This is a genomic window from Serratia sp. AS12, assembly GCF_000214195.1.
Taxonomy (GTDB): Bacteria; Pseudomonadota; Gammaproteobacteria; order Enterobacterales; family Enterobacteriaceae; genus Serratia; species Serratia plymuthica.
Map to the genome: position 1 here is coordinate 1,243,300 of NC_015566.1, position 15,415 is coordinate 1,258,714.

At 57.3% G+C, this 15,415-nt stretch carries 8 protein-coding genes; 7 read left to right on the forward strand and 1 reads right to left on the reverse strand.

Annotated features, from left to right (window positions below; all coding sequences use genetic code 11):
- The first annotated feature begins 14 nt into the window (after positions 1 to 14).
- The 7 genes from SERAS12_RS05765 to SERAS12_RS05795 all read left to right on the forward strand — a co-directional run bounded on the left by SERAS12_RS05765 (position 15) and on the right by SERAS12_RS05795 (position 14,912).
- The gene (locus SERAS12_RS05765) at positions 15 to 7,853 is read left to right on the forward strand and encodes a type I polyketide synthase (protein WP_013811844.1); all 7,839 of its coding nucleotides are present in this window, start codon (positions 15 to 17) and stop codon (positions 7,851 to 7,853) included.
- Positions 7,853 to 8,869 carry an arylesterase gene (locus SERAS12_RS05770; RefSeq protein WP_013811845.1) on the forward strand — a complete coding sequence of 339 codons (1,017 nt, stop codon included), beginning with the start codon at positions 7,853 to 7,855 and terminating at the stop codon, positions 8,867 to 8,869. The genes SERAS12_RS05765 and SERAS12_RS05770 overlap by 1 nt, the downstream gene beginning before the upstream one ends.
- A 1-nt stretch (position 8,870) precedes the next feature.
- Complete coding sequence (locus SERAS12_RS05775; RefSeq protein WP_013811846.1) at positions 8,871 to 9,941, forward strand: 2Fe-2S iron-sulfur cluster binding domain-containing protein; 1,071 nt, start codon at positions 8,871 to 8,873, stop codon at positions 9,939 to 9,941.
- A complete protein-coding gene (locus SERAS12_RS05780; RefSeq protein WP_013811847.1) occupies positions 9,935 to 11,089 on the forward strand; it encodes an alkane 1-monooxygenase in 1,155 nt (384 codons plus the stop codon). Before SERAS12_RS05775 ends, SERAS12_RS05780 begins: the two co-directional genes overlap by 7 nt.
- Positions 11,090 to 11,115: 26 nt before the next feature.
- Positions 11,116 to 12,033: an alpha/beta fold hydrolase gene (locus SERAS12_RS05785; protein WP_013811848.1), complete on the forward strand. Its 918-nt coding sequence runs from the start codon at positions 11,116 to 11,118 to the stop codon at positions 12,031 to 12,033.
- 181 nt (positions 12,034 to 12,214) lie between these two features.
- On the forward strand, positions 12,215 to 13,111 hold the full coding sequence (locus SERAS12_RS05790) for a PhzF family phenazine biosynthesis protein (protein ID WP_013811849.1): 897 nt from the start codon (positions 12,215 to 12,217) through the stop codon (positions 13,109 to 13,111).
- Between the two features lie 256 nt (positions 13,112 to 13,367).
- Positions 13,368 to 14,912, forward strand: a complete 1,545-nt coding sequence (locus SERAS12_RS05795; RefSeq protein WP_013811850.1) for a glycosyltransferase family 39 protein — start codon at positions 13,368 to 13,370, stop codon at positions 14,910 to 14,912.
- Between the two features lie 71 nt (positions 14,913 to 14,983).
- On the opposite strand, the gene SERAS12_RS05800 is transcribed toward SERAS12_RS05795, so the two are convergent.
- Positions 14,984 to 15,289 carry a YnfU family zinc-binding protein gene (locus SERAS12_RS05800; protein ID WP_013811851.1) on the reverse strand — a complete coding sequence of 102 codons (306 nt, stop codon included), beginning with the start codon at positions 15,287 to 15,289 and terminating at the stop codon, positions 14,984 to 14,986.
- Positions 15,290 to 15,415: the final 126 nt, after the last annotated feature.

A 15,415-nucleotide genomic window follows, 5' to 3' on the forward strand; every position in this document is an offset into this window, starting at 1 on the left:
AAGAGCTAATCATTATGCCGTCTCATCAGTTGTTTAACAGGGGATTTAATTCCTTCAACCAACTATTGCCCGAACTTGCTGTTCAACATACCGACAAGACGGCATTTGAGTTTTTGCGAAGTGCCAAAGAAATAAAGAATCAAAGTTACAGACAATTGCATCAGCGCGCCGCCTCTCTGGCTAGCGCACTTCAGCAATACGGTCATCGGGGCGACAGGGTTATTTTACTTTATCCCGACGGCGAAGATTTTATTGGCGCTTTTTTCGGGTGTCTTTATGCCGGCATGATTGCCGTGCCTGTTCCTATGCCGGCCAAGGCCTCAGGCAGCGCGTGGGAGCGCTTTATTGGGGTTTTACGCAATGCGCAAACGGAATTTATTGTCACCACAGGGAAAGGCGCTGAAACCTTAATATCGCTCAGTTTACCGCTGGCGCCGCTAATTTTTACCTTTGATCAACTGCCCGCCGTGGCATTGCCGGCGGGGTATCGCCTTCAGCATCTCGATAGCCATTTTTCAGGGGCGTTTAATCCTGCGCCGGTGAGCGACGACGATGTGGCTTTTTTGCAATATACCTCGGGTTCAACCGGTACGCCAAAGGGGGTCATGGTCACTCATGGCAACCTGTGGGCCAACTCTCAAGCCATCCATCGCTATTTCGGTCACCACAATGAAAGCCGCGGCATGATATGGCTGCCGCATTTCCATGATATGGGGCTGATCGGCGGCCTGCTCCAGCCGGTATTCGGGGCATTCCCTTGCCGGGTGATGTCGCCGATGATGCTGATGAAAAACCCGCTTAACTGGCTAAAGCAGGTGTCAGAGTTCCGTGCGACGACGTCGGGTGGCCCTAATTTCGCCTATGACCTCTGCGTGCGCAAAATCAGCCCGCAGCAGGCCGAAGGCCTGGATCTTTCCAACTGGGATGTGGCGTTTTGCGGTGCGGAGCCTATCCGCCCAGCTACGCTGCGCCAGTTCAGTGAACACTTTGCCCCGGCCGGCTTCCGGGGGCAGGCGTTTTTACCCTGCTATGGCATGGCGGAAACCACGCTGATTGTTACCGGCAGGGAGAAAGGCCAGGGGATGGCGGTCGCCGAAGAAAAATCGGGGGATGTCGTCAACTGTGGCGAGGCGTTGCCCGGCACCGATGTCCGCATTGTCGATCCTGATACTCTACAACCGCTTGCGGCCGGGCAAACCGGCGAGATTTGGTTACGTGGGCCCAGCATTGCGGCCGGCTATTGGGATAACCCGGCGGCGACAGAGGCCACCTTCCAGGCGTGCATCGAGCCTGATCAGGCGCATTGGTTACGCAGCGGCGATTTGGGTTTCCTGCAAGCGGGGGCGCTGTACGTCACCGGACGTGTGAAAGAACTTCTGATCGTCAATGGGCAAAACCATTACCCGACGGATATCGAGGAAACGATCATAGGAGCAGATATTTTGCTGGCAGACGCAACCGTTTGCGTCTTCGCCGCCGAGATTGCCCAAACTGAACAGGCGGTGGCCTTGCTGGAGATCCCGGAACGTCTCAAAGAGACCCTGGATACTGCAGCGTTGAACCGGCGTTTGAATGCCGCGGTGGCCGAGCGGCACGGCATAACCCTGGGGGAATGGGTATGGGTCGGCCGCCGGGCCATTCCACGCACCACCAGTGGCAAATTGCAACGTACCCGCGCCAGAGAAATGTACCGGCAAAATGAGCTGGCGGTGCAATGGCGTAGCCGGGCCGAGCAACCGCAAGCGGCCCAGGTTGCCGATGTTGCCTCATACAGCGTGCCTGCCCTGGCCGCGCTTATCGCCGGTATCATCGGCACTGCGGTCAACGGCGCGGTCGGTGAAGAACAGTGGGATGAGGCTTTTACCGCCTTTGGCCTGAACTCGTTACAGGCCGTTGGCGTGATCGGCGAGTTAGAGCACCATTTGGGGCGTGAGTTGTCGCCAGCGCTGATTTACGATTATCCGACGATCAATAAGCTGGCTGCGGGTCTGTTGCAACCCGTTGCGCGACCAGAAGCCGCCAGCACGGCCGTGGCCAGCCAGGATATCGCCGTGATTGGTATCGGGGTTGAACTGCCAGGCCACAGTGGCGTGCAGGCGCTGTGGGCGATGTTGCAGCAGGGGCAAAGCACCACGGGGGAAATACCCGCTCACCGTTGGGCGGGCTCTTCACTCAGCGGTTTTAACCGCAAGGGCAGTTTCTTTGACCGCGTGAGTGATTTTGACGCCGGTTACTTTGGTATTTCGCCGCGCGAGGCGGAGTATATCGATCCGCAACATCGCCTGCTGTTGGAAACCGTGCAACAGGCGCTGACCGATGCGGGGTTACAGGCTTCGGCGCTGCGGGGCAGCGACACCGCGGTGTTTATCGGCATCAGCGCCAGTGATTATGCCCTGGTCTCGGGCGACCGGGTTTCCGCGTATAGCGGGTTGGGCAATGCACACAGCATTGCCGCCAACCGGATATCTTATCTTTATGATTTTAAAGGGCCAAGCGTCGCCATTGATACGGCCTGCTCATCTTCGCTGGTGGCCATCGACGGGGCCATGCAAAGCCTGCGCTCAGGACGCAGTTCGCTGGCTATTGCCGGCGGCGTGAATCTGGCGTTGACGCCGCATTTGCAAAAGGTCTTCACCGAGGCGCAGATGTTGGCGCCGGACGGCCAGTGCAAAACCTTTGACGCGCGCGCCGATGGCTATGTGCGTGGCGAGGGGTGCGGCATCGTTGTTTTGAAACCCCTGGCGCAGGCATTGGCCGATGGCGATCGGGTTTATGCCACCTTGGTTGCCAGCGCTATCAATCAGGATGGCCGCAGCAACGGCATCACGGCACCTAACGGGCCATCGCAGCAGGCGGTGATCGCGCGGGCGCTGGCCGAGGCGGGCATCGACAGCAATCACATCGACTATGTGGAAGCGCATGGCACCGGGACGGCGCTGGGTGACCTGATCGAGTACCAGGCGCTGGAAGCGGTGTTTGCCGAGCGGAGCCAATCGGCACCGGTTCAGGTGGGATCCGTCAAGACCAATATTGGCCATCTCGAAGCCGCAGCCGGCGTGCTTGGGGTGGTGAAGACCGCGTTGATGTTGCATAGCCAACAGCGCGTGCCTCATTTGAATTTCCAACAGAAAAATCCGCATATCGCCGCCATTAGCCGCCGGGTGGCGGTAGCAGGCAACCACTCTTGCGCCTGGGAGTCTGCGGCGGGCCAACGTTATGCCGGTGTCAGCAGTTTTGGCTTCGGCGGGACGAACAGCCACGTGATACTGCGTGATTGTCCGCAGGCCGCGAAGCGCGATGAGACGGCCCAGCCGCTGGCGCTGTTGCTGGTGGCCTCGCACGAAGAACAGGGTTTCAACGCGCAGCGTGACGGCATTTATAACACCTTGCAAATGCAACACGACGTTGACGTCCCGGCATGGTGTCGCCTGGTAAATACCCGTTATGACCACCCGCGCTATCGTGGGTTTGCCTATGGCGACAACCGCCGGCAATTGGCAGAAAACCTGGCGCAACTCACCGCGAATAAAGTGGAGAAACCGCGCCCGCAGGTCTGGCTCTTCCCGGGGCAGGGAACGCAGCAAATCGGTATGGGGGCGGCCCTATACCAACACCTGCCGCACTACCGCACGTGCTTCGATAGCCTGGCAGAGCGGGTTCAGGAACGGTATCAAATTGATATTCGGCAAGCGCTGCATGCGCAGGACGACCGTTGGCAGCATTGCGCCAAAACCTGCCAGTTGGCCCTGTTTGCCTGCAGCTATGCCACGGCGGACAGCTTGTTGCAGTTCGGGCTACGCCCGGCGGCGGTGATTGGCCATAGCCTGGGCGAGTATTGCGCTGCGGTTGTCGCCGGCCAGATTTCGCTGGATCAGGGGTTGGCGATGGTTCATCAGCGCGCACTCCTGATGGACAGCCTGGAGCAGCAGGGCGCGATGGCGGTGGTGTTCAGCGGCGAAAACGAGGTTCGCCGCAGTATCGCTCCCTGGGCCGATGATATCGATATTGCCGCGTTCAATACGCCGACGCTGACCACCATCACCGGCAGTTCGCCGGCGATTGATGCTTGTCTGCAGGCGGTTTCAGCGCAAGGCGGCCATGCCCGCCGGATTAAAACCACCAACGCCTTTCATTCTCACCTGATGGATCCCATCTTGCCGGCGTATCGCCTTTGGTTGACGCAGCATATTGATTTTGCTGAGGGGAATATCCCTTTCTACAGCAATCTGGACGCTCTGCCACGCCGGCACACCGATGCCGACTACTGGAGCCAACAAATCCGGCAACCCGTTCATTTCCTGCAAGGCATACAGGCGCTGCGGGAGGAAGGGAAATATACCTTTGTGGATCTGAGCGCCGACAGTTCGCTGGGCAAGTTTGTCGCCGCCACCGATCGCAGCCAACCGATTTTGGCGGCCGCGGATCATCGCCATGAATACCAATCACTGCTGACGCTGCTGGGTTCGTTGTGGCAGCAAGGGCATGACATCGACTGGTCCAGGTTGTATCGCGCAACAAGTCGTGAAGCGTTGACGCTGCCGGCCATTCAATTCTGTCGGAAAACTTATTGGCTGGCCGATGAAACGCCAACGCTGCCACCATCTTCACATGAGGACGCTATGTCAAAACAACATCAATTACACGCCGAAATCAAAGCGATCATTGCCGGGTATTTGGGGGCATCGCCCGAAGCTCTGGATGATGATCTGCCCTTCCTGGAAATGGGGGCCGACTCGCTGGTCTTGCTGGATGCGATCAATACCATCAAAGATCGCTATGGCGTGGTGATCCCGCTGAGATCGCTGTTTGAAGAGTTGAATACGCTGGATGCGGTGATCCATTACGTCGTGGAGCGTGCGCAAGTGGCGGAACCCGTCGCGCTGGCCAGTGAAAGCCGGGTTGTGACGGCAATGCCGCAAGCCGACGCTTCAGTGATACCTGCGTCGTCCCCCCAGTTCGAACAGGAATGGGGAATACCGGCAACGGCCCCGGCCGAGTTGCAAGGCGTGATTGCGCGGCAATTAGAGGTCATGTCGCAACAGTTGCGCCTGTTAAGCGGCGGCCATGCTCAACCGCTTTCCGCACCCGCGCTGCCTTCGGTACCGGCAAGCGCACCGGTAGCCGCACTTCCTGCACCGGCAGTGGCGAGCAACGCGCCGGCTACCGCTGCACCGGCCAAAGCCGGCGCACACACTAGCTGGTTTAAAAAGGAAACCAAGAAAGCCTCATTAGGGGCCGAGCGCGATAAACACATACAGCGATTGACGCAGCAGTTTGTCAGCAAAACCCCGAGCTCCAAGCACAATGCGCAGCAGTACCGCGCCGTGCTGGCGGATAACCGGGCATCGGCGGGTTTCCGTTTATCCACGAAGGAAATGCTGTATCCCCTGGTGGGCGTGCGTTCACAAGGCTCCCGTATTTGGGATGCCGACGGTAACGAGTACATTGATTTCACCATGGGGTTTGGCGCCAACCTGTTGGGCCATGCACCGGAGTGCGTGCAACAGGCCGTTGCCGCACAGCTGGCGCAAGGCATGCAAATCGGGCCGCAGAGCGCGCTGGCCGGTGAGGTTGCAACATTGATTGCAGAGCTGACGGGCCAGCACCGCGTGGCGTTCTGCAACTCCGGTTCTGAAGCCGTCATGAGCGCGGTACGCCTGGCGCGTGCCGTAACGGGCAAGAACAAAGTGGCGCTGTTCAGCGGCTCTTATCACGGCGTTTTCGATGGCATCCTGGGGCGTCAGCAGGGGGGTGAAACCCCGGAGCGGGCAGTGCCGATTGCCGCAGGGACAACGGCGTCCCTGGTCGAGGATCTGCTGGTGCTCGACTACGGCAGCGAAGAGAGCCTGGCTTTGATTGCCCGGTATGCCGATCAACTGGCCGCGGTCATTGTGGAGCCGATTCAAAGCCGCTATCCCGACCATCAGCCGCGCGACTATTTGCATGCGCTGCGTAAGCTGACGGCCGAGCGCAATATCGCCTTGATGTTCGATGAAGTGATTACCGGCTTCCGCCTGGCGGCCGGCGGCGCGCAGGCGTATTACGGTGTCCAGGCCGATATTGCCACCTACGGCAAGATTGTCGGCGGCGGCATGCCGATCGGCGCCATTGCGGGGTCGGCGCGTTTTATGGACAGTATTGATGGCGGTTTCTGGCAATACGGCGATGAATCCTGGCCGCAGTCCGAACTGATTTTCTTTGCCGGGACCTTCTCCAAACACCCTCTGACCATGGCGGCCAGTAAAGCGGTGCTCGACTATATCAAGAGCCACCCCGGTCTCTATGACGACATCAACCAAAAGACGCATTACCTCGCGCAGACGCTCAACACCTGGTTTGTCACGACGGGGACGCCGATCGAGATCGTCTCGGCGGGCAGTTTGTTCCGTTTCAAATTCAGCGGTAACTACGACATTTTGTTCCATCACCTCATGCTGCGCGGCATATTTATTTGGGAGGGCCGCAACTGCTTCGTGTCCACCGCGCACTCTTCGCAAGATATAGAGCTCTTTATCGCGGCGGTAAAAGAGAGCGTTAATGCCATGCGCGTCGATGGTTTCTTCGGTGAAGCCGGTTTGTCTCCCGATACGCCTTACCCGGCAGCTGACAGCCAGCAACGTTTTATGCTGCTGGCCGCCAAAGACGAAAGCGGGCTGTGTGCGGGCAACATTGGCTGCGTGGTTGAGACGGCGCGTGAGATTGACGGAGCAACCCTGGCTGAGGCGTGGGCGCTGCTGAGCGAACGTCATGAATCCTTGCGTATGCAGTTCAATGGGGCGGGGGAGTTGCAGGTGGCGTCGGGCGTGGTCAACGTTGATTTTATTGAGGAGCGCAGTGAGTCCACGGACCCTGCTGCCCGCTTGGCCGAGTTTGCCGCTAAACCCTTCGTCTTGACGGCGGCGCCGTTGGCGCGCCTCTTGTTGCTGAGCCAGCCTGGCCAAACGGCCCTGGCGTTGACGGCGCACCATACGGTGGCGGATGGCTGGTCATTTATGGTGATGCTGCGTGAACTGCTGCATATCTATGATGCGCTGGCGGCAGGGTTTAGCCCTGAGCTGTCGGCGGCGCCGAGCTATTTGCATTTTATGCGTGCGGAAAAGACGGCCAATGATGCAGAGGTTGCTCAACGGCTGGCCGCTATCCCCGCGCGTCGTTTCGATCCCGCCAGCGCGCTGCCGGTTGTCCTGCAGGCCGCGCCGTATCAAGGCCAGCGTTTGAAGCAAGGGCTGGCTTACCCGAACTTGTCGGCCCAACTGCGTAAAGTGGCCGCCGAACTGCGCACGACCCGCTTTGTGATGTTGAACGCCCTGTTTGCACTGACGCTCGAGAAGTTTATCGGCCACTCTCTGTTGCCTGTCGCTGTGCCGAATGCCGGGCGTGACTTCGAGAACAGCGAAGGGGTGGTCGGCCAATGCGTCAGCCTGATGCCGTTGTGTTTCAACAGCGCCGCGAGCGCTTCGTTGCCGGAGTTTGTGGCCAAGGTGCATCAGGCCATTTTGGCGCAGCGTGATGCGCCGGTATTGCCGTCACGGTGTTTCCATGGCGAGCAAGCGCCACTGCCTCTGCTTGCCACGTTCAATGTTGAGCCGTCCGTTCCGTTGGCGGAAATGCGCCAGTGGCAGGCCAGCCTGTCGATGCTGCCGGTCAACGCGGTCGAGTTCCCCTTGATGATCAACGTGGTGGAAATGGCCGATGAGCTGTCGATTGAGTTGGATTATCAGGCGCGTTATTTCACCGAGCAAACCGCTTCAGCGCTGCTGGAGCAGTATCTGGCTGCGATCGCGGTTCTGGCTGAGCAAGGTGTGAGCGTCGTAAATCAGCAGTTTTATTCACAGGTTGCCGTGGAAGTATGATGAAAAAGTTGATGGGTATAGCACTGGCTGTCGCTGTGCTGGCGTATGCAATCAATCTGCTGTTTGACGCCGGCGTGTTCTACCGCGTTCAGGATATTAACCTGCAGCAATGCCAAAAAATACCGGGGATCAGCGGGGCGGAGGATATTGCACCGCTGAAGGAAGGGGGCGCATTGATCAGCAGCCTGAATCGCCACGATAACGCGCCGGGGGCGCTCTATTACTTCCAACAGGGGCAAGCGCCCCTGCGTTTACCCGGCGACTATCCGGCTGAGTTTTACCCGCACGGTATCGATGTGTGGCAAAAGGGCACAGAGACGTGGGTTTACGCAGTGAGCCACGGCTCTCGTGGGGATCGCATTGAGACGTTCCGTTTTGAACGGGCGGCGATGCGGCTGGTTTATCAGCCTGAGCTGTCGCGCAGCGTCGGTAAGAATATCAATGACATCAGCGTCATTGATAAATCCCGTTGGCTGTTGACGCGCGATCACGCTTTTTCCGGCATGTTGGGGCGCGTTGAAGACTATCTGCGGCTGCCACTCTCGCTGGTCTTGCTGGTAGACGACGCGGGGGAGCATACGCTGCTTGATGGGTTGCATTTTGCCAACGGCATTTACTACAACCCGCAACGAGGGCGGCTGTACGTGGCGGAAACCACCAACGGCACCGTGAGCAGTTGGGCATGGCGGCCGGGCGAGGCGTCCCCCGTCTTGCTGGGGCGGTTCACCGGGTTGCACGGTGTCGACAATATCATGCCTGACGGGGATGGGCTGCTGGTGGCCGCGCATCCGCAACTGTTAAAGCTGGCCGCATTTCAAAAGGATGCGCAAGCGCGTTCGCCGTCGCTGGTTTGGCAACTGTCGCTGGGCACACAGGGTGCGGTTGAGCGTTCGCAGATTTATTACCAGAGCCATGGCCAGGCGCTGGCGGCGATCAGCGTGGCGGCACCGCTCGGCGGGCGGATCCTGATGGGCAGCGTATTTGACGATGGCCTGCTGACGTGCGGAGAGCAATAACATGCTGAAGAGATGGTTCTCGCGCCGCAGCACCTTTCAGGGAGTGCTGGAGGGGAAAGTCTTCACCTTGGATGCGGGGGAAACGGTGCTGGAAAGCGCGCTGAAAGCCGGCGTGGCGTTGTCTTATAACTGCCAGGTGGGGTCTTGCAAATCCTGCCTGTGCCGGGTGGTCAGCGGTGAAGTGCGTTCGCTGGTGGATCTCGGCTATTTGCTCAGTGCCGAAGAAATTGCGGCCGGCCATGTGTTGGCCTGCCAGTGCTTGCCCCAGTCTGATTTAACCCTGATGTCGGCTGCGGTAGCGACAAACTGGGTGCCGGCTCAGATAAAACAGGCAACTCCTCTCTCAAGCCGGGTGTGGCGAATCACCCTGTCGCCTGAGCAGGCTATGCCTTTCCTGCCCGGGCAATTTTTGCAGCTGTGCCACCAGCCGGGCACCGATGTCCGCAGTTACTCGGTGAGTTGGTCCAGTAACGCGCGGGAGATTGTCGTGGATGTCACGCTGAGAGAGCAGGGGCGAGTTTCTCCCCTTTTATGCGATCAGGACAGCGTCGGGCGCACCCTGTGGGTGTCTGGTTGTAGCGGACGGTTTGGGCAAGCCGATGACGGGAAAGGGCCATTACTGGCCATAGCCAGCGGCTCAGGTTTGGGGACCACGCTGGGGCTGGTTCGTGCGGCTCTGGCGCGTAATCCCTATCGGGCGGTGATGCTGGTGCATGCCATTCGCAAGCGGCAGGACAAGTTTGACGTTGCCGAACTGCAGCGGTTGCAACAACAGCATGAAGGCTTCCATTACTTGCATGCGTTGTCGCAGGAGAATGAAGGAAAACAGCACGAGCTTGCGGGGCGCTTTACATCCTGGCTGGAGGAGTGGCGCAGCCTCTATCCGTACCAAAAATACGGGCTGGAGGCTCGCGACTGGCGGGCGGTGATCTGCGGTAACCCAGGGCTGGCGCAGGCGTGCCAACGGGGGCTGCTTGCGAGCGGGGTGATGGCGCGACATATCCAAACAGACTGTTTTTCTCCTGCCGGCGCCGAGGAAAAAATCTCGAATAATAAGGAGTTAGTATGTTGAGTTACCTAAGATTCGCCCTGGTGCCACTGGTGTTTTTACCCCTGACGGCGGCGGCCAACTTGCTCGGTGGCGGGTGGATACTGGCCGCCATGCTGTGCGTATCCTTGAGTTATTTGATCTTTGATAATGTGACCCCGGTAGATACTGCCGATCACCACTATCGTTTCACCGCTCTTCTGGCGCTGATCCCCTATCTGCAACTTCCCGCGGCCCTGCTGGCGCTATTTACGTTGATCTGGCAGGCGGCGCCGGGCGATGTGCTGGGGTTTGGGGCCGGGATCTCGGCGGCGACGGGGTGGGATGTACCTGCCTTGCACGGTATGCGCATGCCAGAATTGCTGCTGGCCGCCGTGTCCACCGGCTATACGCTGAGTACCAACACGGTGGTGGCTCATGAGCTTATCCACAAAACCCAGAGCTGGTTGGCGATGATCGTCGGGCGCTGGTTACTGGCATTGGTCGCGGATGCGCAGTTTTCTATCTCCCATGTGTACTCGCATCACCCCAATGTGGCGACGTACGCCGATGGGGCGACGGCACGCCGTGGCGAGCATGTTTACCGTTTCTTTATCCGCTCGTCGCTGTCGCAGTACCGCGAGTCGTGGCAGGTGGAACAGCAACGGCTAAAAGGCCAGGGCAAGCGGAGTATTACGCTGGGCAATAGAGTGATTCGCAGCGTTATCATGAGCCTGACGATCCTGGCCGCCTGTTATGCAGCGGCAGGGGGGCGTGGATTACTCGCTTGCCTGGCGGCCATGCTGGTCTCCAAGTTCTTGTTTGAAACCGTCAACTATATCCAGCATTACGGTTTAATCCGGGTGCCCAATACCCGCGTTGAGCCACGCCACAGCTGGGATTGCAACAACCAGGCATCTTCTGCCGGCCTGTTGAATCTGACGCGCCACTCGGATCACCATACGAATCCGCGTCGGGAGTTCTGGCGGCTGCAAGCGCACAGCTATGCGGTGGGGATCGATCATGGTTACGTGGCGCATATCCTGTATGCGTTGGTACCGCCTCTGTGGTTTAAACGCATGGAAGCAAAGCTGGCGTATTGGGATCGGCATGTCGCCACGGAGGCGGAAAGGGCCCTTATTCGGCAGCTCGATAAGCGTCAAGCGGCGCAAGAGGCGTCCGCGCAAGTCTAACGTCACCCGCGATTCTGGAGAGTACAATGAGTGAACATTTTGACCAACTTATCGAACAAGCCTACCGGCAGTATCGTGGGCCGGCTTATATGCGCTCACCGGCCGTATCCTGCATTAAAGTGGGTATCCGGTTAATGGATTTTGTGGTGCCTGGCCCAACGGCCGCCTACCTTGGCAAACGCTTTTTCACCCCACGCCGCGTCCCGACGCGTGAAAGCGATAAACAGACGATGGGGATGGCGAGCAGCATTACGTACATCACCCTGAGCAACGATAAGCAGGCGGTGGTGTACCACTGGGGGCAACAGGGGCCAAAGGTGCTGTTGGCGCACGGTTGGGAGTCGCGGGCATCGCATTTCTCGCGTTTGATCCAGGTATTGGTGGAACGGGGTTTCCAGGTTGTCGGTTTTGACGCACCGGCACACGGGGATGCGGAAGGCGACCAGAGCAGCATTGTCGAGTTTATCGAAATCATTCAGCGACTGGAGCGGCAAGAGGGCGGGTTTGACGCGATTGTGGCCCACTCCTTCGGTGGCCTGTCGGCGATCAACGCGGTGAAAGCCGGGCTGCGTACCAAAGCCTTGGTGATTGTCGGCGCGCCTACGCACTTTAGCGGCCTGGTGACCAAGTATGCTTCTATCCTCAATTTGCCGGCGCGCCAGCAGCAACGTTTACGGGGTTACATTGAGCGTTACTTTGGCATTGGAGATGCCGTTTGGCAGCGCTTTAACGCCTATGAAGGGTTGCGGCAGATTGAACAACCGGCGTTAATCATCCACGACAACGCTGACGATATCGTCCTGGAAGTGGAAGCAGAATGCCTGGCCCAAGCCTGGCCCGCCGCCCGTCTGGTGAAAACCCGGGGGCTGGGGCATAACCCGTTGCGCCGCCCGGGGGAGGGCATAGATCTGGTGTTGGCGCATCTGGCTCCGCTTCAACCTTAACCGGCGCTATTCTTGCCGGGGCGGGATTGCCCGATAGTCAGGGATAATGGCTATCGGGCAAAATTACTCTTACTGTCATAAGGTGAGAAGCCAAGAGCATGCAATAGCTACAGGCTGATAAATTGATGCAAGTGATTTAATCGAGCTATCATCAAGCCTTATATATAACGGACTATGGCAAATGTTCAGAAGAGATAATGTGATACCACGCGCCTACAAACAGGTGGATGTCTTTACCACCTCGCCATTGCAGGGGAATCCTTTGGCGGTGATCCTGGAGGCGGAGGGGTTGAATGAAATGCAGATGCTTTCATTAGCTCGCTGGACCAACCTTTCGGAAACGACGTTTGTCTTCAAACCGACTAATCCGGTTGCAGATTATCAGGTGCGCATTTTTACCCCCGAAAAAGAGTTGCCCTTTGCCGGACATCCGACGTTGGGTACGGCCCATGCATTATTGGAGGCAGGGTTGGTGGCCAAACAGCCGGGGGTTGTTGTGCAAGAATGCGGGGTTGGTCTGATTGCAGTCAATATCCTGCCTGACGGAACACTGGCGTTTGCCGCACCTGAAGTAACGTTTCGAATGCTTACCGTTGAGGAAAGGGAATGGCTAACGGCCGCATTTCAGCCTGCGGTTATTGAAACAGATGCGATGCCGGTGATTGCCGATATGGGCATTCGCTGGCTGATGGTACGTATGCCAAACGCTCAATCCTGCCTGGCGATGACGCCGGATCAGGCCATGATTAAAAAGCTGCAAATGGCTTGTCATGTTGATGGCGTGGTGATTTATGGTGCCCATTCATCTGGTGGTCCGGCTGATTATGAGATGCGAGCGTTTCTGGTTGAATGGGATAAGCTGGTTGAAGATCCTGTGACCGGCAGTGCTAATGCGTGCCTGGCCCGTTGGTTGAAGGTCAATAACTTCCCCGACGGTGGTTTGACGGCACAAGGGTATCAGGTTCGACAAGGTACCCAACTGCATCGAGAAGGCCGGGTTAGCGTTCGTTTTATTCACGATGAGCCATGGATTGGTGGACAGAGTTGCACGCTGATTAATGGCTGGCTGCACATTTAGGGGGGAATTTGTTCCCTAACGTTATCCGCTACCGGCTGCCACGTTATTCATGGCAAAGCGATACTACGATCCCCGTCCCCTTTTGTGCAGAGGAATGGGTGTGCATTGAAAAGTCCCCCTCAAAATGAAGTCTCCCTTGCGGCGGTTAAAGCGACGTTGGCTTATTTGGTGATGATTGAGCTGCCATTTACCTGAGCTCGGTAATGATGATCGCCACGTCTCCACACTGTGTGGAACAATCCGGCGGAATGCGGTTATGTCTCTGCAACAGATATCTACTAAACCCCTGGCCGGCAAGGCGCTAAAAGGCATTGGCTACCGGCATTACGTCTATCTGATCCTGATGTTTGCCGCCGGGATCCGGTTTATTTCTTTAACCGGCAGATACTTTTGGTGTGACGAGGCCTCCAGCGTGCTGACCAGCCGTTATGACGTCTCGGCACTGTTGTACCATGCTTCTTTTGATGTCCATCCTCCGCTTTATTATCTGCTGCTGCGTGGCTGGATGCTGCTGTTCGGCGATAGCATTTTGGCTGTCCGTTCTCTCAGCCTGCTGTTTGGCGTTATTACGGTCGCGCTGGCCATAAAGCTGACGCGCAAGGTCGCCAATGAACGGGCGGCACTGCTGGCCGGCAGCCTGATGGCGATCATGCCGATGGCGGTGCGTTACAGCCAGGAGGCGCGTATGTATGCGCTGATGGGAATGTTGACGATCGCCGCTACCCTGGCTCTGGTGATGTGGCTAAAGGCGCCTGCTAGCCGTCGTTATTTGGCGGTTTATACGTTATTGATGGCGTTGAGTTTTTACACGCATTACTTCACCATTTTTGCCTTAATGACTCACTGGATAGTGCTGTTGGCGCTGTCCTGCCGGCGTGACGAACCCCAGCGTTATCTCAAACAACCTGCATGGTGGCTGGCCAATCTGGCTATAGGGTTGGCCTATATCCCCTGGCTGCTGGTGTTGGTGAACTTGCTGGATCATATTGCGGAGCTGAAAGTGGGCGGGGATGTCGGCTGGATCCCCCAGGTGGTGTGGAGCGATCTTCCTGCCATGTATTGGCGGTTATTCACCGGGAATGATGGCAGAGGTTATCCCGCGATCATTTTTTGGTTGTTGCCGGTGTGCTTCACCGGGTTGTCATGCCTGTGGCTGATGGGGCGGGGAGGGGAAAGAAAATACCTTTTGTTGTTGCTTTGCAGCGTATTTATCCCTGTTACTCTGCTGTTTATTATTTCGTTCCGCACGCCGTTGTTCGTCGACCGTTATTTATTTTTCTCCTCATTAGGCATTCCGATCATCCTGGCCCTGTTAATTACTGAAAACGAAAAAAAGGCGCACAGGTTTTTATTGTTGCTGCTGGTTAGCCTGTTGTTTGGCAGCGGGCTGCGGAATGATTATCCACCGGAGAAAGATGAGTTTAAGGAGATGGTGCGCTATATCAACAGTGGCTATCAACCTGATGATGCCGTTGTCGTCAGCAATATGTTTAATTATCTGAGTTATGTTTATTACAACGAAAAAGGGCATCGCGCGTTGCTGTATACGCCGGTCAAGCCCAACGGTCTTTCCGGAAAACCCAATGCCTATGGTTTTGGCACTTTTTTCCACGATCGCGCGGCGCAGACCTATGTCGATAATCTCAACGCCCTGGTGGGGCCCCATCGTCGGGTGTGGTTAGTCAGCGGCGGCGATTTTAATCAGGATTTTGGGCGGTTGCCGCCGGGATGGGCCAACACCAGCACCTTTAAAAGCGGCGGGTTCGAATCGCGGCTGTTTGTCGTGAAATCAGGCAGGTGAAAGCCGAGGGCAGCGGCGGCCCTTTGATAGCCGCCAACGACACCACTCCGCGGGCGCATTGACGGGAGGTGTTACTTTTCTTCTCCAGGGCGGAAATAATGCCCGCATTTAGGGCAGATCATGGTGATATTTTTGCGCATCTTGCTGCTGCTTTGTTCGGAGACGTAAGCGCATTTTGGGCAAGTCACTTTCACGGATGTGGCGCTGAACATCTTAAGGGCATCAAAGATAGACATATCTTTCACCGGGTAGATGTAGGGGTTATCAGTATACCACCCGGCGCTTTCAATAGCCCTGAATCGATTATTTATTAATCGGTTGTGTGAGATAGGTAAGGCGCTATGCCCATCCCTGAGCGCCGGCGCCACGGTCAACATGTCACATTTCCATCCGGCGTTACATCTGCCGGAGCAACCTTACGCAGAAATGACAGTTCTATACATTGGGATTGGTAAGGTAGTCCTACCCGATGATGTTGTGTGTTAGTCCCTGTAGTGTATTAC